The organism is Paenibacillus sp. FSL L8-0435 (assembly GCF_037965655.1).
Lineage (GTDB): Bacteria > Bacillota > Bacilli > Paenibacillales > Paenibacillaceae > Paenibacillus.
In genome coordinates this window covers 5,329,252-5,354,005 of sequence record NZ_CP150185.1, presented here as the reverse complement: position 1 = coordinate 5,354,005, position 24,754 = coordinate 5,329,252, and the positions used below count along the sequence as shown (strand labels likewise).

The following is a 24,754-nucleotide window of genomic DNA, read 5'->3' as shown; positions in this document are numbered from 1 at the left end:
CGTTTACGCTTGCGTAATATGCCCCTTCGCTACCAGCTGATGCTGCTTTTTCTGCTATTCGCCATTGTACCTTCCGTAGGACTTGGGTTGCTTGTGAACTGGACGGTGGAGCGGGTAGTTGAGCGACAGGTTGAAGGGCATACCATGCAACTGATTGGCAAAGTGAATGAAGCTCTGAACAGCAAAATGGAGAATTTGCAAAATATGACCTATCTGATTGCATTTGACCCGGATATTGATGGTTTTATGAACGACAAAATGCCACCGAATGATGATGCAGGCATCGAATCGATGGACATGGACACAATTACCGAAACACAGCAAAATCGGTTATATGGCATCAAACAAACCTTGCAGGGGTTCACAACATTGTATCCTGAAATCGCCGGGATCGTTCTCGTCAATGCAAGTGGTGACTATATTAGCAACGAGATGTATCCCCGAGCGGAACAGAGCCTGATCCAGGAAAATTGGTACCAAAAAGCTTCGGCCAATCCGGGCATCTTCATGGTATTGGGTCAGCCGAAAGACCGTAATCTCACGACACATGTACGGTACAAGGATGATGAGATTGTATCGGTTGCACGCTCCATAACGGATGAAGCGTCAGGACGTGTGCGGGGCGTTATTATGATTGATCTTAAACTAAGGTCCGTCTCTCAGGCTGCCCGTAATGTAACCTTGGGGAAATCCGGTTATGTGATGGTGACGGATGCAGAAGGTCAAAGTGTATACAAGCCGGAGCACCCGCTAATAGAACACATTCCCACAGACTGGTTCCCCTCCGGTGAGAGTGGAACATTTACCGCCGATACAGAAGGTGGAACGTTATTATTCATGTATCAGTCGTCTACCTTTACGGGTTGGAGAACGGTAGGGGTATTTCCCACAAGAGACTCGATATCCGAAGTACGCCAAATCCAGTTTTACGTGGTTAGCTTTGTATTTGTGGTGTGTTTGTTTGGCCTGAGCGCCTCTTTATGGTTCTCCCGTTCCATTGCTCAGCCCATTTTTCGGCTCATGTCCTACATGCGCAGGGCGGAGACCGGCAATCTCAGACCAGGCCGCTGGAGTGATCGCGCTGACGAGATTGGCATGCTTGGCAACAGTTATAACCGAATGCTGGCACAGATTCGAGAACTGATATCACTTAATGAATTGCGGGAGCGGCAGAAGCGTGACGCTGAGATGCGAAGTTTGCAGGAGCATATCAAACCACACTTTTTGTACAATACCCTGGATACGATTCATTGGATGGCACGCAAAGAGGGTGCAGAAGATGTATCCGGCATGGTAGGCGCGTTATCTCGATTATTTCGCATAGGGCTTAGTAAAGGACAGGATTACATTCCGCTGCATTCCGAGATTGAGCATATGACCAGCTATCTGCAAATTCAGCAGACACGATACCGCGATCGTCTTCAGTATACATTGAATATTCCAGAGGATCTGCGGAACCTTTTTGTGTTAAAGCTGCTGCTTCAGCCCCTAATAGAGAATGCAATCTATCATGGAATCAAGGGCAGACGTGGGCCGGGACACATTCGGGTGGAGGCCAGATTGGAACATAACAGACTGCTGCTGACCGTTCAGGATAATGGAGCAGGAATGTCCAACGAACGGCTTGCCGAGATGCAACAGCTGCTCGAAGCTCCTTTGGCCAGTTTGGAAGCGTCTTCGCCTGGGATGACAGGCAAAAGTTATGGAATGTTGAATGTGCAGGCCCGTCTCCGGCTGTCCTTTGGTGACGAGTACGGTATTGTGCTGGAGAGCCAGGAAGGTGAAGGAACGAGTGTGACCATCATTCATCCGTTGATGCGGGAGCTCCCACCAACCAAGCAAATCAATAACGAAGAGAGGCAGGAGAGTGAATGGGAAAATTCATGAAGTCGACCGTGACAACTTCCACTGAAACAGATGAGACACCCGCTTCAGCCACGGTAATGGAGATTACGCAGGATAGCGATGTGGCGAAGAAATACCGCGTGCTCATCGCTGATGATGAACCGATCATTCGTGAGGGGATTCGAGATGCCATTGACTGGGCAACGCTTGGGATGGAGGTTGTTGGTGAAGCGGAAGATGGCGAGGAAGCGCTGGAACGGGCGGCTGACTTGGGTGTGGATATTGTTCTCGTTGATATGAATATGCCATTCCTGAACGGTATCGAACTAATCCGTGCCCTTCAGCAGAAGTGCCCGGGCTGTCGTTACCTGATCATCTCGGGACATGATGAATTTGCATATGCGCAGGAGGCGGTTCGTCTTGGCGTAGAGGATTACATCTTGAAGCCTGTGCAAGCAGAACAATTATATGCTGCACTTGAGCGATTGCATCAGCGACTTACTGAAGAGCACCAGAGGACGGCATATGTACAACAGGCAGCTCATCAGATTGAACGTAATATCCCGTTGCTTCGCCAGCGATTTATGCTGGAGTGGCTGGAGGGGCAGGCTGAAGGAAGGGATCTGACGGAGCAGCTTGTGTTTTTACGGCTGCCCGCCGTCCCACCTGTGCAGATCGGGGTCGTACGCTGGCCTGCCGCTGAAGCTCGTCAGACGATACTGAGAGAGAATGATCGTCAGTTGTTTCTGTTTGCAGTGGAAAATATAATTAGTGAACTGCTGGGGGACGTGCCACATGTCCTGTTTCGGGACGTAAGCGGCTTGATCGGCATGTGTCTGTGGCAGGAAGCTCCTGAAGAAATAGAGTCTCTATTGGAACAACAGATCAGTTCTTGCCTGAATATTGCCATTCATGCTCATGTGGCGACACATGCAGGGACACTGGAAGAAACGCCCGATACGTACCGTCATTGCCGTGAACGGGTTTACGGGGAAGTGCAGTTGTCGCCTCTGGTGCGCAGGGCAAGACAACTTATTCACGAAGAGTATGCCGATCGGGAACTGACGCTGGAATCGCTCGCTTCCCGTCTACAAGTATCTGCTGTATATCTTAGTCGTGTGCTGAAGAAAGAGCTGAATGATTCCTTTGTCACGCTTGTCACGCATGCTCGCATTCGCAAGGCTATACAGCTGTTGGACTCAACAACACTGCCGATCCACACCATAGCTGAGCGTGTAGGTTATGATACCCAGCATTATTTCAGCACTGCGTTTAAGAAAACAATGGGCATTTCACCAGTGCAGTATCGAAAGAACGGGGGGACAGCTTATCATCCTTCCGCGAATTAAATATCGCATTACAGTTGTTCATTCAGACGTGTGATAAATGAGATGGATATGTTCTACTTCGTGTGAAGCGAAGTGGAGCATGTCTTTTTTTGATTCTGGTATGGTTTCTCATGGGTCACACTTGTATTTTAAGCGTTTCCATCAAAAGTTGAATTTTTATAAAAAAGGTTCAAAACGTGCAAAGACCTTGCGGCATCTCGAATGCTACCATTAGTCTCAGACAGGAACAGCAAGCAACAGGATGCACTACATGCATTGTAAGCGTTATCTTATAACTCATTCAGAACCGTATGACGTGAGGAAAGGGGAACTTCATATGAAAAAAGGAGCAATGCTCATCTGGCTTCTGGTGATGACCTTGATGCTCTCGGCCTGCAATCTGGCAGAGAGTGGTCCAGGCAGCAAAGACAAGGGATATGTCGGTATATCGATGCCAACCAAATCATCAGAACGATGGGTGGGAGACGGGGAGAACATGGTCCGTCTGTTTCAGGAGCAGGGGTACAAAACCGATCTTCAGTATGCTGAGGATGTGGTCGAAAATCAGATTTCACAGATTGAAAACATGATCACCAAAGGTGTGGATGTGATGGTCATCGCGTCCGTGGATGGCAACACATTAACGGATGTAATCAAGAAAGCGCATGACGAAGGGATACAAGTGATCTCGTATGATCGGCTCATTCGCAATACGCCATACTTAACCTATTACGCCACGTTCGACAATTTTAAGGTGGGTGTGCTTCAAGCCTCCTACATTGAACAAAAGCTTGGACTCAAGGATGGAAAAGGACCGTATAACATTGAGCTGTTTGGTGGCTCTCCTGATGATAATAACGCCTATTTCTTCTTCGACGGTGCGATGTCTGTGCTGAAGCCGTACATCGATTCCGGCAAACTGGTGGTACGCAGCAAGCAGATGACGATGGCCCAGATTGCGACCTTGCGCTGGGACGGGGCACTGGCCCAGTCACGGATGGATAACCTGCTGAGTGCGTATTACTCGGGTGATAATCTGGATGCAGTATTATCTCCTTATGATGGAATCAGTATTGGTATCATTTCATCCTTGAAAGGGATTGGTTACGGTACTTCGAACAAGCCGCTACCCGTTATTACAGGACAGGATGCAGAACTTGCCTCAATCAAGTCCATTGTGGCCGGGGAACAGACGCAGACGGTGTTCAAGGATACACGGAAGCTAGCGGAGAAGACGGTAGAGATGGCCAATAGTATTTTGCAAGGAAAACAGGCGGAAGTTAATGATACAACATCATATAACAACGGAATTGAGGTTGTTCCGGCGTATCTCTTGGATCCGATCTCAGTGGACCGTACAAATGTGGAGCAGGATATCGTTGGTACACAGTATTACACGAAGGAAGAAATCGGACTGAAATAATAAATGAAAGGAGCACATCCCATGGCCGGAATCATTCTGGAAATGAAAAACATCACCAAAACCTTTCCTGGCGTCAAAGCGCTGGAAAATGTCAATCTGAAAGTCCGTGAAGGCGAAATTCATTCCATATGTGGTGAAAATGGCGCAGGTAAATCTACGTTGATGAAGGTGTTGAGTGGTGTATATCCACATGGCACGTATGAAGGTGACATTTTATTTCAGGGCAAAAATTGTGAGTTCAAGGATATTAAGCAGAGCGAGGATCTGGGAATCGTCATTATCCATCAGGAGTTGGCCCTGATTCCCTACCTTTCAATCGCGGAAAATATATATCTGGGCAATGAGCGTGCCAGCAGAGGAATTGTCAACTGGAAGGAAACTTTTGTAGGTACACGGGAACTGCTCTCGAAGGTGGGACTGAGCGAAAATCCAAACACGCTGGTATCCAGCATCGGGGTAGGCAAGCAGCAACTGGTCGAAATTGCGAAAGCGCTCTCCAAAAAGGTGCGGCTGCTTATTCTGGATGAGCCAACCGCTGCGTTGAACGAGGACGACAGTGAAAACCTGCTGCAATTGATGCTGGAATTCAAGAAACAGGGCATCGCCTGTATCCTGATCTCACACAAGCTGAATGAGGTATCCAAGGTATCCGATTCCGTGACCATTTTACGGGATGGCAAGACGATTGAGACGTTGGATATGAAGAAGGAAAAAGTGACGGAGGACCGGATTATTAGCGGAATGGTAGGACGTGATCTCACCAGCCGTTATCCGGAGCGTCATGCCACCATAGGTGAAGTTATCCTTGAGGTAAAGGACTGGACGGTATATCACGAACATCATGCCGAGCGGAAAGTACTGGATCAGATCCATATGAATATCAGACGTGGTGAGATTGTAGGTATTGCCGGGCTGATGGGCGCTGGGCGTACCGAGCTTGCCATGAGTATCTTTGGCAAATCCTATGGCCGGAATATTTCGGGTCAACTCATTAAGAATGGTAAACCGATCCACAACAATACTGTCACAGAGGCTATTCAGAACGGTTTTGCTTATGTGACAGAAGACCGCAAGGAATACGGACTCATTCTGATGGATGACATCAAGCGCAATATTTCCTTGACGGGTCTGAGCAAGCTGACGCGAAACGCAGTAGTGAACGAGCGTGAAGAAGTACTGGTAGCAGAAAAGATGAAGAAAAGCATGAACATCAAAGCACCAAGTATTTTGCAGAAGACCGGTAATCTGAGTGGAGGCAACCAGCAAAAAGTGGTGCTCAGCAAATGGATTTTTGCCGGACCAGATATTCTTATCCTGGATGAACCTACCCGCGGTATTGATGTGGGAGCAAAATTCGAAATCTATACGATCATTCATCGGCTTGCTGCTGAAGGCAAGGGTGTACTGGTAATCTCATCCGAGCTTCCGGAGGTTCTTGGCCTGTGTGACCGGATCTATGTGATGAATGCCGGACGAATCACCGGTGAAGTCAGCCGGGAGCAAGCATCGCAGGAAACGTTGATGAGATATATGACCAAGTCTGGAGGCGGCAAGCATGGAAATGATAACAAAACTGTTCAAAAATAATATCCGTCAATACGGCATGATTATTGCCTTGGTTGTGATTATGCTTTTGTTCGAGGTACTTACAGGCGGGCTGTTGCTCAAGCCGATTAATATTACAAATTTGATTTTGCAGAACAGTTACATTTTGGTGCTGGCGATCGGAATGGTGCTGGTCATCATTACCGGGCATATTGACCTGTCTGTTGGTTCCATTGCAGCCTTTGTTGGTGCCGTTGCTGCGATTATGATGGTTGATTGGCAGCTTCCGGCTTGGCTTGCAGTCATCGCTTCCTTGCTGGTTGGAGCTTTGATCGGTGCATGGCAAGGCTTCTGGATCGCCTATGTGCGGATTCCGGCATTTATCGTGACGCTGGCAGGGATGTTACTGTTCCGCGGCTTGACGATGATCGTGCTGGAGGGGCAATCGATCTCTCCTTTCCCGGGTGGTTTCCAGAAAATAAGCTCTGGCTTCCTGGCGGACATTCAATTCTCAGGTTTTGGTCTGGTATCTATCATTGTGGGTCTTGTGCTCACCGTTTGGTACATTGTCAATGAACTGCGGGAACGCCGTTCCCAGCGAAAATATGGATTTGAAGTCGTGTCACAGGGACTGTTTTTGCTCAAGTTGATTGTGGTGGCTGTTGTGACAAATCTGTTTACGTTTGTACTCGCAAGTTATGCAGGTATTCCGAATATCCTGGTCCTGCTGTTTGTCCTGATCGTTGTGTACTCCTTCGTTATGAATCGTACTGTCATGGGACGGCATGTGTATGCGCTTGGAGGTAATGAGAAGGCCGCAGGTCTGTCTGGGGTCAAAACAAAAAAGGTAACCTTCTGGGTTTTCGTAAACATGGGTACACTTGCCGCGGTATCCGGGTTGATCTTCGCCGCACGTCTGAATGCAGCTACGCCAAGAGCGGGTACCAACTTCGAGCTGGATGCCATTGCGGCCTGCTTCATCGGTGGTGCTTCCGCTTCAGGGGGCATAGGTACGGTATTTGGTGCCATCATCGGTGGTTTGGTTATGGGTGTGCTGAATAACGGGATGTCCCTGATTGGTCTCGGTATTGACTGGCAGCAGGGAATTAAGGGATTGGTACTACTGCTCGCTGTAGCGTTTGATATCTATAATAAAAATAAAAGATCAGCGTAACACTGGATAAAATGAAAAAACAGACCTTGATCTCAGGATCAGGTCTGTTTTGCTGTATGCCCAACTTATTTACATCAAGGCATCGAGGAAACGTGTGGCGATGCCAAAATAGATAAACAGGGACAAGATATCATTCAATGTGGTGATTAACGGGCCAGAGGCAACAGCCGGGTCGACTTTGAAACGACTAAGCAGAAGCGGGATGCATGTACCGGTCAGTGTACCAATGACAAGAGTGAGGAACAGAGATACCCCTATAATGGCGCCCAGCAGCCAGTCCCCTTGCCAGAAATAAGCGATGACAGTAATCAGCAATCCACATACCAAGCCAATCATTATGCCTACCTTGATCTCCCGACCAATCAGTGCGAGTACGGTGGCTTTGTCGAGTTTGCGTCCGATCAGTCCGCGTACCACAACAGCCAGAGACTGCGTTCCTGTGTTACCTGTCATACCTGCAATCATCGGCATGAAAAATGCCAGTGCTACAACCTGATTCAATGTATCCTCGAAAAAATCCACGATACTTCCCGAGATTAATCCAATCAAGAGAAGCAATATGAGCCAGGGAAGCCTGCGTGTGACGGCCACAAGTGGTTTGGTATCAAAGTCGATATCCTTGCTGCCGCCCCCCATCTTGGCCAAATCTTCACTGGCTTCATCCATAATAATATCGATGACATCATCCATCTGAATGATACCGCATAACCTGTGATTTTCATCCACCACCGGAAGTGCAATAAACTCATAACGCTGTAGAAGCTGTGCTGCTTCTTCCTGGTCCATATCTACCGTTGCATGGATCACCCGCCGGGTCATCAGTTCTTCAACCTGGGTCTTATCGTCAGCCAAGGCAAGAGATCGATAACTCACAACACCGACCAGTTTGCCTTCATCATCGGTCACATAGAGGTAACTGGAGGGGGAGATATGCATGGTGCCTTGCGATTGCCGTAGGGCTTCCTTTGCTGTCTCGTGGGAGAGCAGGGTCCGGTACCGATCTGTCATGATGCGTCCTGCCGTCTCCGGCGGGTAATTAAGCACGGATCGGATAATGGCAGAGTGATCCAGATTCATGTTGGACAGCAATTCTTCTCTGCGTTTGGCGGGTAAATCGTGCATGAACCGAATCAGATCACTTTTGTCCATCTGCTGCATGACTTCAAGTGTTCGTTCCGGCCCAAGTCGTTCAAACAGTTGAATCTGTTCGTGCAGCTTCAAGGTCTCGGCGAGATCCGCCAGAGCATCGGGTTTGAACAGGAGCAGAAACCGATTGGTTTCTTCTTCAGGGAACTTTTTATATACAAGTGAGAGGTCGTAGGGATGCAGTTCTTTCACCAATTTATAGAAATCGGGAAGGTTCTGGGATTGTACATGTTGCACGAGTTGTTCGGTGATCTCCTCCACGGAGAAATCTTTCTTGGTATGAGGTCCGTTCATATCGACACTCCTTTCTATTCGGTCAGCTTCATATTTTTAAACGAAATAGGTTGGCGGTTAAACAAATGGAGAAAAAGAGAATACCCAAAATGATATTGTAATCTTGCTCAAACATTCGATATGGGCTTACAAACATTCGCTGCAAGGATATACTTGTTGTACAGCAACAGACGAGGAGGACATGCGCTAGTGGAAGTAGATATCAGAACACAATTGCTCAGCATGGTTGAGCCGGAGTATCAGAAATTCTCGGCTGCACTTATTCCCAACATCACGAATGTACTTGGTGTAAGGTTGCCAGCCTTACGAAAAATTGCCAAGCAGCTTGCCGCCGGGGACTGGCGCACGTATCTGGAAACGGCAGAGGATGAATATTTTGAAGAAGTGATGTTGCAAGCAATGGTCATTGGACATGTACAGGCTGATCTGGACGAACTGTTAAAGGCTATTGAAACATTTGTACCGAAGATTGACAACTGGTCGGTGTGTGACAGCTTCTGTGCGGGACTGAAATATACGAAGGTCCATTCGGAGCCCATGTGGGCGTTCTTGCAGCCGTATCTAAGATCAGATCAGGAATATGAAATCCGGTTTGGTGTGGTAATGCTGTTGAATTTTTATCTGAATGAGCGATATATCGATCAGGTTCTATCCGCATTGGATCAGATTAGACACGAGGCGTATTATGTGAAAATGGCAGTGGCTTGGGCCATCTCAATGGCTTATGTGAAACAACCTGAGGTGACTATGCGTTATCTAAAGGATAATACCTTGGACGATTTTACGTATAATAAGGCACTTCAGAAAATCACGGAATCTTATCGCGTTGATCCGGAGAGCAAGCAGATCATCCGCAGTATGAAACGTAAGGTGAAGAGGCAGGTTACCTCTTAGTCCTAACTTGAAGCATTCCACCGGGGAGAGGGCGATAAACGAATGAGAAATAAGTTGATGTACACCACGATGCAGTTGGACGGTCGTCCATGGGTGCTGCTCGCTACGGAACAGGGATTGTGCCGAGTGGTTATGCCCAACGAAACATTGGAAGATTGGAACGGCTGGATACAAAAAGTTGCACCTGGCGTGGAACTGGAAGAGAACGAGGATGCTCTGAAACAAACAGGTATGATGAACTGGTTGCAGTCCTATTTTGCAGGAGAGCCCATGACTTATACAGAAGCGATCCCACTGGACTTGATCGGAACGAACTTCCAGCAGGAGGTATGGAGAGAGTTAGGGCGTGTGCCTTACGGTGAAATTCGGACCTATGGTGACATTGCCGCTGCGATTGGAAGACCTTCGGCTGTGCGAGCGGTTGGTGCTGCAAATGGAGCCAATCCAATTCCGGTTCTGCTACCGTGCCACCGCATTATTGGGGCTAATCGCAAGCTGACCGGGTTCCGGGGAGGCCTGGAGATGAAGCGCAGACTGCTGGATATCGAACAGATTGAAGGCGTGACCGATGGAGGGCATGCGCGGTTTCATTTTTAATAGACTCGCGTAATCAAGAAGATTAAGGTGAGTGGACGGGGCAGGCACGTATTGTGCCTGTTTTTTGCATGTATATAATGTAGCGTAATACAAACGTTCCGCATATGGAACACCAACGTTTTACGTATTTTTGCCCGGTGAAACCGTATGGTACCATGGATCATAGATCAATCGGTATCCGGGGGACGTAATGCCGGGTAAGAAAAGAGGGAGACATGATGAAACAGGCTTATTGGTTAACAAACGTGACTGTGGAGCGGAGTTATATTCGGGAGGGGGAACAGGTGACGGGGACACGGACAAGCTCCGCTCATCTGCGGATTAAAGATGGAGTGATCGCGGAGATTGTGGAAGGAAACAAACCGTTGTCTAGCGATCTACCACAAGTAGATGGCAAGGGACTTCTGCTGTTACCTTCGTTCGAGGAGGCACATATTCATCTGGATAAAACCTACTACGATGGGCCGTGGAGAGCCGTTAAGCGTATCTCCAGTATTTTCGAACGTATCGAAGAAGAAAAGGTTCTGTTGCCCAAACTGCTACCAGATGCCCAGCGTCAAGCGGAGAGTATTCTGACCTTGATCCAGGGGTACGGCTCCACTCATGTACGTAGTCATTGCAATATTGAACCTGTCAGTGGCTTGAAAAGACTGGAAGCGACGCGGCAGGCTCTGGAATCATTCTCGGGCAAAATCTCTTCCGAGATCGTGGCTTTCCCGCAGCATGGACTTCTTCGCTCCCATTCAGTGGAGCTTATGGGCCAAGCGATGAAGGAAGGGGCAACACATGTGGGCGGACTTGATCCCCATACGGTGGACGAACAGATTGAGAAATCACTGAACGCCATGGTTGAACTGGCTGTTCAGCACCAGGCGGGCATCGATATTCATTTGCATGATGGCGGGCAGGCCGGCAAACAAACGCTGCTGGAACTCGCGAATCTGACCGAAGCCGCAGGGCTTCAGGGTAAAGTTACGGTAAGTCATGCGTTCTGGTTCGGCGGCGCAGACCAGCAGGAAGCAGAAGATATGGCGCAGCGAATGGCCTCGCTTGGGATGAGCATTGCTTCCACGGTGCCCATTGGCAGAACGATGATGCCTCTTCCAATGCTCCGCCGTATGGGTGTGAACGTGAAGCTGGCCACAGACAGCTTGACGGATCATTGGTCTCCTTTTGGCAATGGGGATATGCTTGAGAAAGCGGGACGATTCGCAGAACTGTACGGATATAGTGACGAACTGTCCTTGTCTCAATCTTTGGCATGGGTAACAGGAGGGATTACACCACTGGATTCACAAGGGGAGCAAGTCTGGCCGAAGGTAGGCGACACCGCGAGTTTTGTATTGGTGCATGCGAGTTGTTCGGCGCAAGCCGTTGCGCGGCGATCTGCGCGGCAAGCTGTATGGTACATGGGGCAATTAGTCAGCGGATCAACAACGGATTGAGGAAAATAGAACAGGTGTAGCCACGGGAAACCGTGGTTTTTTGGCATGGGAGAAAAAGAGGAAGGAACTGTTCGCATATACCACATTTTGGGTTATGATGGACGTAGTTAATGAAGGGGGCAATTCCAATGAAGATTGAATATGCAACGGAAGCCGACTATGACTATATCATTGAAAGAGATCGGCATATCCATCAGCCACTTGTGAAAACGAAGATTAGTGAGAAAGAAATATTCATCCTATGGGACGAGGACGAGGGATCAAGAGTTGGATGGATGAGGTACGGTTACTTTTGGGACAACCTTCCCTTCATGAATATGATCTGGATTGATGAACCCTATCGAAACGGCGGATATGGCAAAAAAGTGGTGCATCACTGGGAAAATTTAATGAAGCAACAAGGCTTTGATACGGTGATGACTTCAACGCAATCAGACGAACATGCCCAACATTTCTATCGAAAGCTGGGGTATGTTGATGCTGGGGCTCTGTTGCTCGATACACAACCTTTGGAGATTATATTGACCAAGAAAATTTAGTGGATAAACCTCAAGGAGGGGGAGTTTGATGATAAGAGAAGCGGAAGCTAGAGATGCAGCAGTTATCGAAAGGTTGTATAAAGAATTATTGCCAAACAACTTAAACACGAAGGTACTGGCAGAACGGATTGAAGAGGTTCGGAATAATCCAAACAGTTTTTTGTTTGTGTATCAAATAGGTGATCAGGTGATCGGCACGGCTCATTTACATATTTGTCTGGATGCTTTGGTGGAAAATAGACCATTCGGCGTAGTTGAGCGGGTTATCATTACGGAACATGTGCAGAGCAAGGGATATGGGTCTGAATTGATGAAACATATAGAGCATGTATGTGAGCAGAAAAATTGTGTGAAGGTGTTTCTTACGAGCGGATCATCCAGAAACGAAGCACATCACTTTTATACAAAATTGGGGTACAACGGAGAATCCAGCAAGGCATTTAAAAAGTATTTATAACTTATAACATTCATCAACGAAAAGGAAGTAGAAGCAAAGAAATGAAAGATAACAAACATCCGGTTCAAGATGTCCGACTCATCGTTACTTTGCTCGTGGCTACTTTATGTTGTCTAGGTGTTGTGATGTATTTACGTGCTCAAACAGATACGAATATGTATCGATTTTTAAGTTGGGATATGTTCCTGGCATGGGTACCATTCATCATCTCATCCTGCATTAGATACATGTTTAATAAGAAATTAACCACAACGAGCATGATATGTATGGGGCTGATGTATGGAGTATGGCTCTTTTTTCTGCCCAATGCGGCCTACCTTTTTACGGAGATTCTGCATTCATTCAGATATTTTGATGCTCAAGGGGAAGTTAGATTTTGGGTTAATATTGATTTTTGGTATGGACTCACCCTGACGTTTGCCGTAGCGATCATCGGATTGCTGCTCTCGACTTGTTCGATCATTCAGATCCACGAAATGTTAAACAAATTAATAAATAAGTACATTAGTATGATGGTTGTCGGTGTTATTTTGCTATTGAGCAGTATAGGGGTCTACATTGGTAGATTTAATCGGTGGAATTCGTGGGATGTATTATCCCGACCTGGGAAGATCTTTGTGGATCTTGTGAATGATTTTAATGCAGCGAACAGCATAATGGTTGAGTTTGTCGCCATTGTATTTACGGTTCAACTTTTTGGATACGTTATTATATCCTTGCTAACCGCAAGGTCTGGCAGTTCATCTTCATTGGAAAGGGCAAAGGATCTGAAATTATGAAGGCGATAACGCAGGAAATTACGGAAGAATTGTTGGCTGTGATGGATATGTACCAAAAAAATCGCGCGGCAATTGATCGACCAACTGATACTGGAAACCGATCAGCCTGATCGGGCGGAAATCCTCGCAGGTGCGTACCATCTGCTGACCAATGCGGATGTAATCCACGGAGAAGAAGAATTAACGGGAAATTGGTATTTTGATGTTCACGGCGAGCACTGTATGTTCAAGAATACAGAAACAGGGCAGACATTAGAGGTTTTCCTTGGTAGTCTTCGTATTTCGAGAATCCGTTTAAGGACATGTTGGATTTCTTCGAACGTATGGAAGCACAGCAGGTGTTAATTCATGTTCACGGGGTGGCGTATAGAAAAATGATTTGATTGTTTTTCATTTAATTAGAATTAAGGAGGAATGACGTATGGGGTTAACTGAGTGGTCTACAGATATTCTTCAATATGATCTGTCGGATGAATATTCGATTCGCAAAGCTGATTTTGCCGAATGGGGATTATATTGCACGGTTTATTATGATATGCGTTATGTCGGATTTTTCAGAGAAGAAGAGTTCAGTTCTTCCAAGATCAGTGCGTACTGGATTTACAAAGGTGAAAGCAAAATAGGTGGCGTGAGAATGGAGCCTAACCGGATGTATCATTTATTTTTTGTCCCGCCATTCCAGCAGTGCTTTGAGGTATTGAAGCTTCTGAAGCATAAATTATTACAGTGGTCGGATCGCAGCAAACGTATTCTGACCTTTGAGATTCTTCCAGACCAAGTCGATCTATATGCAAGAGCTGGATTCTGGCCAGTGGAGTTCAGATGTCGCTGGATGCAGCGGCCTACAGATCATTTTGAGATCGAGTGGGACAGCAGGGTAACCGTGAAGAGTCCAGAGATTATTGAAAGTGAAACCGGAAATAGAAAATATGCGAATGAAGATGAGATTGCTCAATGTGACCTGGAGAGTTTTGCAGGAAGTCTTGAAGCTACACGAAGAAAACATACCACGTACGCAGATTTTATTCCAAATGATGACCCTAATTATACGAATGAGATTCTAACTCAGGCATCTACACTTTTATACGATAAGGAAACGGGGCAGCTTATTGCCAACTGTCGTCTTTGTCTGCAGGATAATCAGGCTGCCGTATACAGCATAGGGGTTCGGCCGGCCTATAGAGGCAGAGGTCTGGCTACACTGATGTTACAGAGAGCATTGAATGCGCTTAAGGGTGAGTATCCCGTTCTACGATTGTATGTGATGCAAGGAAATGATGCGGAGTCCGTGTATCTGAATCTGGGCTTTATTCCGGGTGTGCAGGAGATTCAGACGATGTATATTCCTGAGGAGGAATCACAATGAAGGTTGCCCTTTATTTTGAAGGCCATGGAAATCAGTTGGAGAGAGAGGATATAGGGGACAGTGAACGTTCGTAGAACGTGTTCTGATTTGGAAAGGAGAGATGTACATGGGAATGATCATTATGTTGGTGGTGTATCTGTTCCTCGGTATTTATGTTGTGAAAGTTGGAATAGATAACTCAAAAAATAGCCAGCACACCAAAGAAATATTATCAGAGTTAAGGGAAATTAAGGACCTGTTGAAAGAACGAGGGTAAAGATTGATTAGGCTTGTGCTTCAAAATTAGCTGAGGAACAGCATTTCCGATGTATCCCTCTCCTGCAGGTCAGGAAAGGGATGGATTCCTGTGCAGTGAGCCGAATTAACTCAATACACGAATAACAATATCCTGATCATGGTTACCAAAACCGGCACCATAGATCGTTAATCCCCCTACGTTGGGGCTTTCCTCGTCAACTGTGAAGCGAAGCGTCCAGAACGGTTCGCTAAGCTTAATATCCGCGAGAGTAACGTCTGACATCCGCTCACCATCCATATACGTACCGGAGGCATCAATGCGGATGGTCTTCAATAATCCATACTGATTCACATTGCGATGCCACCATTCCGGCGTATATTTGCCGCGTGCTGCTCTGCCAAAGTCGGCAGGGCTTGTCCACGTTCCAAGTGAAATGCCATTGAAGGTGAAACGAATATCCGAAGGCCAATGATCTCGCAATCCCGGAGCTTCAGACGCCAGTTCCATCGAAATTTCAATAGCATCAGTTGTCTGATCCGGTAGTACAAAGTTAGGTGTTTTATATTCAACATAGCCCTTCCCAAACCACAAGATAGCGGCGTGAACACGTTCAGGATCAAGGAAGTAACGTGGATCGTCCCATACGCCGATTTCTTTCTCAAGTGTTCCTAGCCCACAGGTAGGGTGAATATCAAAAGCAGTGTAGTGTCCCACGGCTATCGTCTGTTCTCTGGTTCGTGAAGTTTGGCTTGGGGATGGCAGCTCGATCTCAATCTGATTTTGCTTGAGGTAACATAATTTGTGCGTCCCTCCGTTTATCCGAACTCGTCTGCTCCCAATTAGACCCGCATCCTCCAGTTTGCGAATATGCATCGTGACAATGGAGGGGCTAAGCTCTAGGGCTGCCGCAATATCCTTCACATTCATTTCGCGATCTGCAATCATATCCATGATTCTCCATCTGACTTCGCTTGCCAGCGCCTCATATAAAGGAAGGAACTGGGGCTCCCCATTTGCTTTGATCATCTCTACAACTCCCTACCCTCAATCTTCTAAAATCACATATATATTAATTTAATGAAATTAACTCCAAGATGCAATCCAGATTCATTGCAAGTTAATGCCCGATGGTGTTTAATTTTTGTAGTTGTTACCAAGTTGAATTCTTATATATGTGAATTTTATAATAAGAGATGGAGTGGAGTAATGAAATACAATAACCCTGTTGTGAAAGGTTTTTATCCAGACCCTAGTGTGATTAAGGTGTACGATACCTACTATATGGTGTGTAGTTCTTTTCAATATTTTCCGGGCGTACCGCTCTTTGAAAGCAAGGATTTGCTGAATTGGAAGCAGATTGGTCACTGCCTGACTCGTAAAAGCCAGATTCAGCTCGAGACGGTGAATAGCTCCGGGGGTGTATTTGCCCCAACCATCAGGCACAATAACGGGCGTTTTTATATGGTCACAACGAATGATACGACGCATCAGAATTTCTATGTCTGGACGGACGATATCTACGGAGAATGGTCTGAGCCTATTTATGTGGATCAAGGCGGGATTGATCCCGATTTGTATTTTGAAGATGGAAAAACCTTGTTTATGAGTAACGGGGTGGATGATGAAGGCATTGGCGGAATTGTTCAGTGTGAGCTTGAAATTGAAACTGGCCGCAAACTGACCCCGAGTCGTTCGATATGGAACGGAACAGGTGGACGATATCTGGAAAGTCCGCATCTCTATAAAATGAACGGTTACTACTACCTGCTTGCAGCCGAAGGCGGCACCGAGTATGGTCACATGGTAACGTATGCCCGGGGAACTTCGTCTTCAGGACCGTTCGAGGCCTATGCGAAAAATCCAGTTCTAACCAACCGTAATCTGGGCGGATATGAGCTCCAGGGAGTAGGGCATGGTGATGTGGTTCAGGATGATCGGGGGAACTGGTGGCTCTTTCACCTGGGATTCCGACAGATTGGCAGATGGGCTACATACCATCATCTGGGCCGAGAAGTATTTCTGACTCCAATTACGTTTGGTGAAGACGGATGGTTTACAGCCGGGCATGAAGGCACAACACTGACGAGTTTTGAGACCAATCGTATCCCGGATACGGTGATCCAGCAGGATAAGAAGAATTATACGTTTGAAAATACAGACTGGAACCTCGACTGGTGTTATCTTCGTCATCCAAATACAGAGCATTACCAGCTCGAATCAGACAAGCTTACGCTAACAGGAACCGATGTAACGCTGGACGTTCCGGCATCCCCGACGTTCATCGGGCTACGTCAAAAAGACTTTAATGCAACAATTTCAGTTGATATTAGTCTGACGATTGGAGAAGCCGGCATCACGATCTACATGGATGAGAATCATCATTATGAAGTGGCTATTCGTCAGGAGCAGGACGGTTATAAGGTGGTCGAGCGTCTAAATATCGGTGATATCAAATCGATAGAACATGAAGTGGATCTGGGAAATAAACAGCATGCAACGCTGGTGATCCGCTCAAGTCAGGAACGCTACAGTTTCCTGATTCAAACAGATGGTGAAGAGATTCTGCTGGGCACGGCACAGACGAGATACCTTTCTTCGGAGGTGGCAGGAGGTTTTACAGGTGTACTTATTGGGTTATACGCGAGCGGGCAAGATGCTTCAGCTGAGTTTACAAATTTCAAATGTGAATATCATTAAGAAGTGAAGGGGAGGACCTAATGGTCCTTCTCTTTTTTTTGATTTGTGTCAAAATATAGATAAATTAATAAATGCGAATAGAAGAGAGGTATGCAAACGTGAAGGTACATTATAAAATGCCAGAATCCTTAGAAGGCATCGTTCGAATAGATAAGGAACTACGTAAACAACATGATGCGACCCTTCATGACTATGTGGGGTTTTATATTAGTTTTAACAATGATGATGATAGATACTATTGTACGCCAGATGATGCCATCATATTTGGAAGAACAGGGGCAGATGGTGACCATTTTGCTTTTTTCACATTTAACAGATCCATTAGTGATTTGGAAGAAGCTCCGGTTATCTTTATCCAACCTACGGCGTTTGGTAATCAAGTAACTTTAGTTGCCAGAAACTTTAAGGATTTTGTAGCATTATTTATTAATCTTAAGGAAGTATATGTTTTGGAGAGATTTCGATTTTATAAGAACAAATTAGATTTTATGAATGACTATAACGATAACTATATGGAAGATATAAGGATGAGAGAGAGTGATTATAATTTAATTATTGAACTGTTAAAAGAGAATATTAAAGGGATAACAGAAATTGATGATGTGTACGAATACATGATTGAATCCCAAAAACAAATAGAACTAGGGATAAACAATGATGATTTTGCATGATATCAATATGGCATCACTAAATAATCTACATGTAACAAAAGGTTAAAAGAACGTGTTATTTAATTATATAGCTTGATTAGATAACAAGGAGGAGTTGTATGGAGGATCAATGGAGAATTGCAAAGTATGATCCGGCATGGCGTGATTTGTTTCTCGAAACGGGTTCGAAATTAAGAGAAGCGTTAGGAGAAAAGGCCGTGCGGATTGACCATGTTGGGTCCACTTCAATTGTTGGAATAGACGCCAAACCTATCATAGATATACAAATATCTGTTTCTAATTATGAGAATCTGTTGGACTACAAACGTGAGATCGAAACCGTCGGATTTGTATTCAGAGCAGAAAATCCAGATAAGACTAAACGTTACTTTCGGGAAGTGCCCGGAAGCAGAAGGATACATATACACGTTAGACAGGCAGGCAGTTTCTCCGAGCAGATGACCTTGCTGTTCAGAGACTATTTAAGGGAGCATCCAGAAGATTGTTTGAACTATGCAGAAGAAAAGCACAGACTTATGTCACTGTATAAAGATCAGCGTCCCAAATATGTTGAAGGAAAAGGACCAATGGTGTGGAGCATATTACAGAGAGCGCATCGTTGGTCTCAAGATATCGGATGGCAACCGGCAAAATCTGACGCATGAGCACATCCAATGAATAGAGATAACTGTATTGGAGTGATGAGATGAACATGGGAAGAAAGCTGATGACAACCGTTCTAACCATCATTTGTTTTACTTTGGCTGCAAGTCTCATATCGATGAATGAATCCTACAGTTTTGATTTTTATATTCTTATTTATCTGGTATACGCGACTCCCTTGATCCTGTTGATCGGGCTACCTTTATCGATATTGCTGGACTACCTGCTCAGCCGAATACAATTCTCTAATCATGTGTTGTATCTAAGTACGAGGATATTAGGCTATGCATGTGCTGGAGTTTTAGGCATGTACATCTATTATCTGGTCATGGGCGCAGGAGAAGCAATCTTGGATTTCAAAGAGACGTTAGTTCTGACCTTATTTGGCGTTCTTGCCGCTATCCTATTTGTACTGATTGATATGGGATTGGAAGTTTTGTTAAAGGTACGAAGAAAAAAGAGTTGAATTAAATTGATTTGTCAGGAGGAAAGCAAAATGACAACGCATTGTGCACTTCTCATCATTGACGTACAGGTAGCGATGTTTGATGAAGCAGATCCCGTATATCAGGGGGAACGATTGCTTCAGAAGATCCAGGTGTTAATTGCCAGGGCCCGTGAAGCAGGGCATTCCATCATATATATCCAGCACTGCGAAGGGGCAGGCAGTCCACTGGAACGAGGAACTCCGGGATGGGTCATTCATCCGTCCATTACACCTAGTGCTGGTGACCTTGTGATCGAAAAAGAGAAACCGGATTCATTTCACGAAACCAATCTGCATCTGAAATTGCAAGAAAACGGCGTGACGGAGTTGATACTCGCGGGAATGCAGACCGAGGTATGTGTAGACACGACTTGCCGCAGAGCCTACAGTCTGGGATACACGGTCAATCTGGTTCAAGATGCGCACAGCACATGGAATTCAAAGACGCTTCAAGCGGAGCAGATTATTGAACATCACAATACGGTACTGAGGCTGTTTGCCAACGTGGTGGATACGAAGAATGCGCTGTAATGCTAGGAAAACGTAGGCGATTCTGGTTTTTCATAGGTGCGGCAATCATGTTTTTGTATTTTCTAATCACGAGTAACCCTGATCCAAATAAGCCGATTTCGAGAAATCAAGTGATAAGCACAGAGATGAGCATAGTCGTGTACACCAGGACAGGCGACGGTGGAGGACACGTTAGTATTGATAATGTTACGTTAAGTAAAGAAGACATTAGCCGTATAGTCGGCTGGCTGAATGCAGCCCCGGAATCGGCCAAAATACCAGTAGATGATGTCACAGGAAGTATTAGTGCAGGAATTGCTTTGAGATTAAAGCATAACGCTGAAGTTACAATTCAATACAATCGGAAACAGATTATTGTATCCACAAAAAGCAGATTTAATAGAGATTCGAAATATATACTTGATCAAAAGGACTTAAGAGACTTTTTGGATCAAAAGTTGAAGGGAACGTACTTTGGAAAAGATCCGGAGGATTAGGGGGAAGAGGTATTGACGATTAACAAAAGAATAATGAATCTATCAGCCTGGCTTGCTGTATTAGCCATGCTATGTATTCCTGGAACTTTACATACTGAAGATGGACCGCTTCGAACAGAGTATGGTTTCCCGATCCGATTCTTTACGGATTATCATTATGCTAATTCAGAGGGAACAATCTGGTTTATATCTGGTATCTATTTAAATGTACTTCTATATTTGTTCAATGTCCTGTTTATTTATGCAGGAATTCATGTAATCTTGTATATAAAAAAGAAATTAACTAAATAAATTGAACTGAATATTTACACAAAACGGAGAGGACAGAAAGGACCTGAAGAAGCGGAGTGTTCGCCTTTATCCCCGGATTTTAACTTCATAAAAGGAATCAAAAAAATCTGGGGATAACAGCGATCGGAAGGTTGTTCTGTCATCGGAGTGGTAAGTGTAAATATTCAATAGTGCAACTTTATATAGAATATAAAGATGGAGTGATTACGATGAAACAACTTCCAGTAGAATGGAAGTCAGACCGACTTATTGTCTCGAATGTGGAAGAATCTGATATTCCTGAACTTGAGTCCATATATGAGACCAGTCGGTACTTGCATCAATGGGATGGACAAGAGCATGATCGGAACTATGTGAAAGAATGTTTTGAAGAAGGCCACCTTCCGCCAGGAGGCAGGCTGGAGAATTATCGAATTCAATCCATTCGCACGAATGAGGATGACCGCTATATTGGTTTGTTAAGTGTGTACCATGGGTATCCCTCCGAGGATTCAATCTATCTCGAATTTTTATATATCCAGAGCGAGATCCAGAAGCAGGGATATGGACAAGAATTAATTCAGGCGTTGACTCGTCAATTTTCCGAACTTGGTTACAAGGAAATTCGAATCAACGTAGCGCTGAAAAATTGGCCTGCATTACGCTTCTGGATCAAATCCGGATTCAATCAGATTAGTAGAATTTATGGTGATTTTGAACATTCGGAGGATACCTTTGCCAATACAGAATTGATCAAATCTCTCTGAAAAATATGCTGATAAAGGGGAATATACCAATGGAAACATTCTTTCGTTATAACTGGATGGTACGTGAGCAATGGTATGCGTGGTGTGAAGATGTATCGCTTGAAGAATTGATTCGGCCTCGCACAGGCGGAGTAGGCAACATATTAGAAACATTATTTCATATCATTGATGTAGAGTGGAGCTGGCTTCAGTTGCTTCAGGGCAAACCGGATGATGCAGAAGATTTTGCAAAATACCAGAATCTTGAGGCGGTAAGGCGATTGGATCGCAAGTTACGTCCTGATGTGGAGGCATTTGTTACAGCCTGGGATTCGAGTATGGAAAAAAGAGCTTATATCGATCATCGCTCAGCCAGCAAGGCCAGTACAGATTCATGGGGAGAAGTTATGCGACATGTGATCGCCCATGAGATTCACCATATGGGACAGTTATCCGTATGGGCGAGAGAATTGGGCAAGCAGCCGGTATCCGCCAATGTCATTGGCAAAGGCCTGATTATACCTGACTAACCAGGAGAGGCGTTCATAACACGGAAGAAGGGGAAACGATGACAATACAACTTAGCCAGATGAATTGGATAGAACTGGATGAACGTATCCAGCAGGTGATTGAACAGGAGTATCAGATCATTTCCTTGCCACCTGGACTGGAAGCCAGTGTGATGAGAATTGAAACGGAAGATCAGCGGTACGTATTGAAAGTCTGGGACAAGGATTCCAAACCGGATATCGCCAGACAATATCGATTATTGTCCAAGCTTTATCAAAGTGGAATTCGTGTTTCCAAACCCTACGGTTGGGGATTAGACGAGCAAGATAATCAAGTGCTGTTAACGAGCTGTGATGGAAAGCCCGTTACCCAATTAACACAAACCAAACTGACACATTTGGCTGAGCGATTAATGGAGGTCCATCGTTATCCTGTGAATGAAGTGGGAGCTGGAGAAGATGGAGAATACATATCCAGATATAATTTTGTTGAATACTTTTTTCCTCAAATTGAATTACATAAAGATATTCATGATCTTCTAGTAAACTTGATCCAGCTTGTTCAGATCAGACAGGACCATTTGATTCATGGCGATTATAATCTGGGAAATATTCTTGAGATGGACGACTATTACACCATTATCGATTGGACCAATGGGCAATACGGCGATCCAAGATACGATATGGCATGGTCTGTGTTTCTGATCACCATCTATAATGGGGAAAGTTACGGCGAGATGTATCACGCTCAATTTGCACGTTCTGCCAGTTATACGTACACGCTGGAAGAGGAACAGATTTTTGGAGCAATAGCTTGTCTTCGCTGGATTCTGTTAAAGCGCGTTGGGGATGTACCCATGGGGCCAGATGTAATGGAAAGGGTTCACAGTATGGCTGTCCATAATCCATATTTGAATGAACACCTGCTGCAATCGTAATACGGGGATACACAAGAAGACAGTATACGATTAAGTAATAGAAAGACCACTTTCTTTAATTAAAATAAACAGCCAGTCCTAAACTAGCGATCCTCGCATACCTATGATAGTAGGGAGCGTGATCGATATGGAGCAGAAAGTACAAACTTACTTTGACCTGAAGCAGCAGCAAAAAGATATTGAGCAGAAGCTGTCTGTACTACGAGATGAGATTGTCGCGTATTGTGTAGAACAAGGGGTGTATGAGACGCAGGTTGGTGGTTACACCGTGAAAACAGTGCTTCAGAACCGGAAGGAATACGATGATCAGAAGCTGTATGCTTCTCTTCCAGACCCGGACATCTGGCGATTGTTATCCAAGGTAGACAACCATAAGCTGAAAAGCCTCATCAAGCTGAACATTCTGTCCGAGGAGCAAATTAACCCGGCATGCACAGTGAAACAGGTGACCTTGTTACAGGTGGACAAGCTGTAACGCTTCATACCCTCTTTGGTACATGAGTTGAATTTAACTGAAAATCCGATCACAAAACACCTTCCGAGAAATGTTCTGTTGCGATGAGCAGTGGAACATACGTGGAGGTGTTTTTGTTGTGCGAACAGGGCCGAGGATCATAAATAGTTAAATATGAGGGGGAAGAAGTATAATTTGTTCATTGTAAGCGTATTCAACAAACGATATGATGGATAAAAAATGGCAGGGAGGAATTGTAAATGCCAACCGAAATTCCATCACTACATGCTGCTTATGCCAATACGTTCAAAATAGGTGCTGCTGTACATACCAGAATGTTGCAGTCCGAAGGGGATTTCATCGCCAAACATTTCAATAGCATCACGGCTGAAAATCAGATGAAATTTGAAGAAATTCACCCGGAAGAGGATCGTTATAATTTTGAGGCGGCGGATAAAATTGTTGATTTTGCTGTTGCCCAAGGGATTGCGGTTCGCGGACATACCTTGGTCTGGCATAATCAAACATCGAAATGGGTCTTTGAGGATAACTCAGGTGCTTCTGCTTCCAAAGAGCTATTATTATCTCGCTTGAAGCAACATATTGATACGGTAGTAGGTCGGTATAAGGGGCAAATATATGCGTGGGATGTCGTCAATGAAGCTGTTGAAGATAAGACCGACCTGTTCATGCGGGACACGAAGTGGTTAGAGCTGGTGGGGGAAGATTATTTGCTGCAAGCGTTCAGTATGGCTCATGAAGCTGATCCAAATGCCCTTCTTTTCTATAATGACTACAATGAGACGGATCCGGTCAAACGGGAGAAGATCTACAATCTGGTTCGGTCTTTGCTTGACAAGGGAGCGCCTGTACACGGGATTGGGTTGCAGGGGCATTGGAATATTCATGGTCCTTCGATTGAGGAGATCCGAATGGCTATTGAGCGTTATGCTTCACTGGATGTGCAGTTGCATGTTACGGAGCTGGATATGTCCGTGTTTCGTCATGAGGATCGTCGAACGGACCTCACTGCGCCAACTTCGGAGATGGCTGAGCTACAGGAGCGTCGATATGAAGAAATCTTTAATTTGTTCCGTGAGTATAAATCATCCATTACCTCTGTGACGTTCTGGGGAGTAGCGGACAATTATACCTGGTTAGACCATTTCCCGGTACGCGGACGCAAAAACTGGCCCTTTGTTTTTGATCAGCAGTTGCAGCCTAAGGAATCATTTTGGCGTATCATTAACCCTATGTCCTGAA

Annotated in this window: 27 protein-coding genes; 25 read left to right on the top strand and 2 right to left on the bottom strand. The window is 45.3% G+C overall.

The window, feature by feature from the left end:
- Positions 1 to 18 precede the first annotated feature (18 nt).
- From NST33_RS23850 to mmsB, 5 genes are all read left to right on the top strand, one after another.
- Positions 19 to 1,887, top strand: coding sequence for a sensor histidine kinase (locus tag NST33_RS23850; protein WP_339178670.1), 1,869 nt, complete (start codon positions 19 to 21; stop codon positions 1,885 to 1,887).
- 56 nt (positions 1,888 to 1,943) lie between these two features.
- Positions 1,944 to 3,194 carry a response regulator gene (locus NST33_RS23845; protein ID WP_339185442.1) on the top strand — a complete coding sequence of 417 codons (1,251 nt, stop codon included), beginning with the start codon at positions 1,944 to 1,946 and terminating at the stop codon, positions 3,192 to 3,194.
- Between the two features lie 316 nt (positions 3,195 to 3,510).
- A complete protein-coding gene (gene chvE / locus NST33_RS23840; RefSeq protein WP_221824672.1) occupies positions 3,511 to 4,596 on the top strand; it encodes a multiple monosaccharide ABC transporter substrate-binding protein in 1,086 nt (361 codons plus the stop codon).
- A gap of 21 nt (positions 4,597 to 4,617) precedes the next feature.
- Positions 4,618 to 6,183, top strand: a complete 1,566-nt coding sequence (gene mmsA / locus NST33_RS23835) for a multiple monosaccharide ABC transporter ATP-binding protein (protein WP_047844003.1) — start codon at positions 4,618 to 4,620, stop codon at positions 6,181 to 6,183.
- Positions 6,152 to 7,315 (top strand): multiple monosaccharide ABC transporter permease, encoded by a 1,164-nt coding sequence (gene mmsB / locus NST33_RS23830; RefSeq protein ID WP_036674453.1) that lies wholly within the window; start codon positions 6,152 to 6,154, stop codon positions 7,313 to 7,315. Before mmsA ends, mmsB begins: the two co-directional genes overlap by 32 nt.
- A gap of 69 nt (positions 7,316 to 7,384) precedes the next feature.
- Here mmsB and mgtE read toward each other — a convergent pair whose 3' ends face one another.
- On the bottom strand, positions 7,385 to 8,755 hold the full coding sequence (gene mgtE, locus NST33_RS23825; RefSeq protein ID WP_221824670.1) for a magnesium transporter: 1,371 nt from the start codon (positions 8,753 to 8,755) through the stop codon (positions 7,385 to 7,387).
- Positions 8,756 to 8,944: 189 nt separating this feature from the next.
- On the opposite strand from mgtE, the gene NST33_RS23820 reads away from it, so the two are divergent.
- The 8 genes from NST33_RS23820 to NST33_RS23785 all read left to right on the top strand — a co-directional run bounded on the left by NST33_RS23820 (position 8,945) and on the right by NST33_RS23785 (position 15,088).
- Complete coding sequence (locus NST33_RS23820; protein ID WP_221824669.1) at positions 8,945 to 9,649, top strand: DNA alkylation repair protein; 705 nt, start codon at positions 8,945 to 8,947, stop codon at positions 9,647 to 9,649.
- Positions 9,650 to 9,691: 42 nt separating this feature from the next.
- Positions 9,692 to 10,246, top strand: a complete 555-nt coding sequence (locus NST33_RS23815; protein WP_221824667.1) for a methylated-DNA--[protein]-cysteine S-methyltransferase — start codon at positions 9,692 to 9,694, stop codon at positions 10,244 to 10,246.
- Between the two features lie 218 nt (positions 10,247 to 10,464).
- The gene (locus tag NST33_RS23810; RefSeq protein ID WP_221824788.1) at positions 10,465 to 11,691 is read left to right on the top strand and encodes an amidohydrolase; all 1,227 of its coding nucleotides are present in this window, start codon (positions 10,465 to 10,467) and stop codon (positions 11,689 to 11,691) included.
- Between the two features lie 128 nt (positions 11,692 to 11,819).
- The gene (locus tag NST33_RS23805; RefSeq protein WP_339305374.1) at positions 11,820 to 12,230 is read left to right on the top strand and encodes a GNAT family N-acetyltransferase; all 411 of its coding nucleotides are present in this window, start codon (positions 11,820 to 11,822) and stop codon (positions 12,228 to 12,230) included.
- A 28-nt stretch (positions 12,231 to 12,258) separates the two neighbouring features.
- The gene (locus NST33_RS23800) at positions 12,259 to 12,687 is read left to right on the top strand and encodes a GNAT family N-acetyltransferase (protein ID WP_221824663.1); all 429 of its coding nucleotides are present in this window, start codon (positions 12,259 to 12,261) and stop codon (positions 12,685 to 12,687) included.
- Positions 12,688 to 12,728: 41 nt separating this feature from the next.
- Positions 12,729 to 13,466, top strand: a complete 738-nt coding sequence (locus NST33_RS23795; RefSeq protein ID WP_221824660.1) for a DUF1361 domain-containing protein — start codon at positions 12,729 to 12,731, stop codon at positions 13,464 to 13,466.
- A gap of 421 nt (positions 13,467 to 13,887) precedes the next feature.
- The gene (locus NST33_RS23790) at positions 13,888 to 14,832 is read left to right on the top strand and encodes a GNAT family N-acetyltransferase (RefSeq protein WP_221824658.1); all 945 of its coding nucleotides are present in this window, start codon (positions 13,888 to 13,890) and stop codon (positions 14,830 to 14,832) included.
- A 106-nt stretch (positions 14,833 to 14,938) separates the two neighbouring features.
- Positions 14,939 to 15,088, top strand: a complete 150-nt coding sequence (locus NST33_RS23785; RefSeq protein ID WP_165790026.1) for a hypothetical protein — start codon at positions 14,939 to 14,941, stop codon at positions 15,086 to 15,088.
- Between the two features lie 105 nt (positions 15,089 to 15,193).
- Here the strand turns inward: NST33_RS23785 and NST33_RS23780 are convergent, their stop codons facing one another.
- Positions 15,194 to 16,096: an ArsR family transcriptional regulator gene (locus NST33_RS23780; RefSeq protein ID WP_221824657.1), complete on the bottom strand. Its 903-nt coding sequence runs from the start codon at positions 16,094 to 16,096 to the stop codon at positions 15,194 to 15,196.
- Between the two features lie 180 nt (positions 16,097 to 16,276).
- Here NST33_RS23780 and NST33_RS23775 point away from each other — a divergent pair, with 180 nt between their 5' ends.
- The 12 genes from NST33_RS23775 (at position 16,277) to NST33_RS23720 (ending at position 24,753) form a co-directional block, all read left to right on the top strand.
- Positions 16,277 to 17,767, top strand: coding sequence for a glycoside hydrolase family 43 protein (locus NST33_RS23775; RefSeq protein ID WP_339305369.1), 1,491 nt, complete (start codon positions 16,277 to 16,279; stop codon positions 17,765 to 17,767).
- A 98-nt stretch (positions 17,768 to 17,865) separates the two neighbouring features.
- On the top strand, positions 17,866 to 18,438 hold the full coding sequence (locus NST33_RS23770; protein ID WP_339305367.1) for a hypothetical protein: 573 nt from the start codon (positions 17,866 to 17,868) through the stop codon (positions 18,436 to 18,438).
- A 98-nt stretch (positions 18,439 to 18,536) separates the two neighbouring features.
- Positions 18,537 to 19,082, top strand: a complete 546-nt coding sequence (locus NST33_RS23765) for a GrpB family protein (protein WP_339305365.1) — start codon at positions 18,537 to 18,539, stop codon at positions 19,080 to 19,082.
- Positions 19,083 to 19,123: 41 nt separating this feature from the next.
- A complete protein-coding gene (locus NST33_RS23760) occupies positions 19,124 to 19,546 on the top strand; it encodes a hypothetical protein (protein WP_339178638.1) in 423 nt (140 codons plus the stop codon).
- 30 nt (positions 19,547 to 19,576) lie between these two features.
- Positions 19,577 to 20,098, top strand: a complete 522-nt coding sequence (locus tag NST33_RS23755) for a cysteine hydrolase family protein (protein WP_339305363.1) — start codon at positions 19,577 to 19,579, stop codon at positions 20,096 to 20,098.
- 47 nt (positions 20,099 to 20,145) lie between these two features.
- Entirely contained in the window at positions 20,146 to 20,574 is a 429-nt protein-coding gene (locus NST33_RS23750; protein ID WP_339305361.1) for a hypothetical protein, read from the top strand.
- Between the two features lie 12 nt (positions 20,575 to 20,586).
- Positions 20,587 to 20,865 carry a hypothetical protein gene (locus NST33_RS23745; protein WP_339305359.1) on the top strand — a complete coding sequence of 93 codons (279 nt, stop codon included), beginning with the start codon at positions 20,587 to 20,589 and terminating at the stop codon, positions 20,863 to 20,865.
- Between the two features lie 209 nt (positions 20,866 to 21,074).
- Positions 21,075 to 21,611, top strand: a complete 537-nt coding sequence (locus NST33_RS23740; RefSeq protein WP_339305357.1) for a GNAT family N-acetyltransferase — start codon at positions 21,075 to 21,077, stop codon at positions 21,609 to 21,611.
- A 29-nt stretch (positions 21,612 to 21,640) separates the two neighbouring features.
- Positions 21,641 to 22,120, top strand: coding sequence for a DinB family protein (locus NST33_RS23735; RefSeq protein ID WP_339305355.1), 480 nt, complete (start codon positions 21,641 to 21,643; stop codon positions 22,118 to 22,120).
- A gap of 38 nt (positions 22,121 to 22,158) precedes the next feature.
- Positions 22,159 to 23,037: an aminoglycoside phosphotransferase family protein gene (locus NST33_RS23730; protein WP_221824641.1), complete on the top strand. Its 879-nt coding sequence runs from the start codon at positions 22,159 to 22,161 to the stop codon at positions 23,035 to 23,037.
- Between the two features lie 127 nt (positions 23,038 to 23,164).
- Positions 23,165 to 23,512, top strand: coding sequence for a hypothetical protein (locus NST33_RS23725; protein ID WP_339305352.1), 348 nt, complete (start codon positions 23,165 to 23,167; stop codon positions 23,510 to 23,512).
- 239 nt (positions 23,513 to 23,751) lie between these two features.
- Positions 23,752 to 24,753, top strand: a complete 1,002-nt coding sequence (locus tag NST33_RS23720) for an endo-1,4-beta-xylanase (RefSeq protein ID WP_339305350.1) — start codon at positions 23,752 to 23,754, stop codon at positions 24,751 to 24,753.
- The last annotated feature ends 1 nt before the right edge of the window (position 24,754 follow it).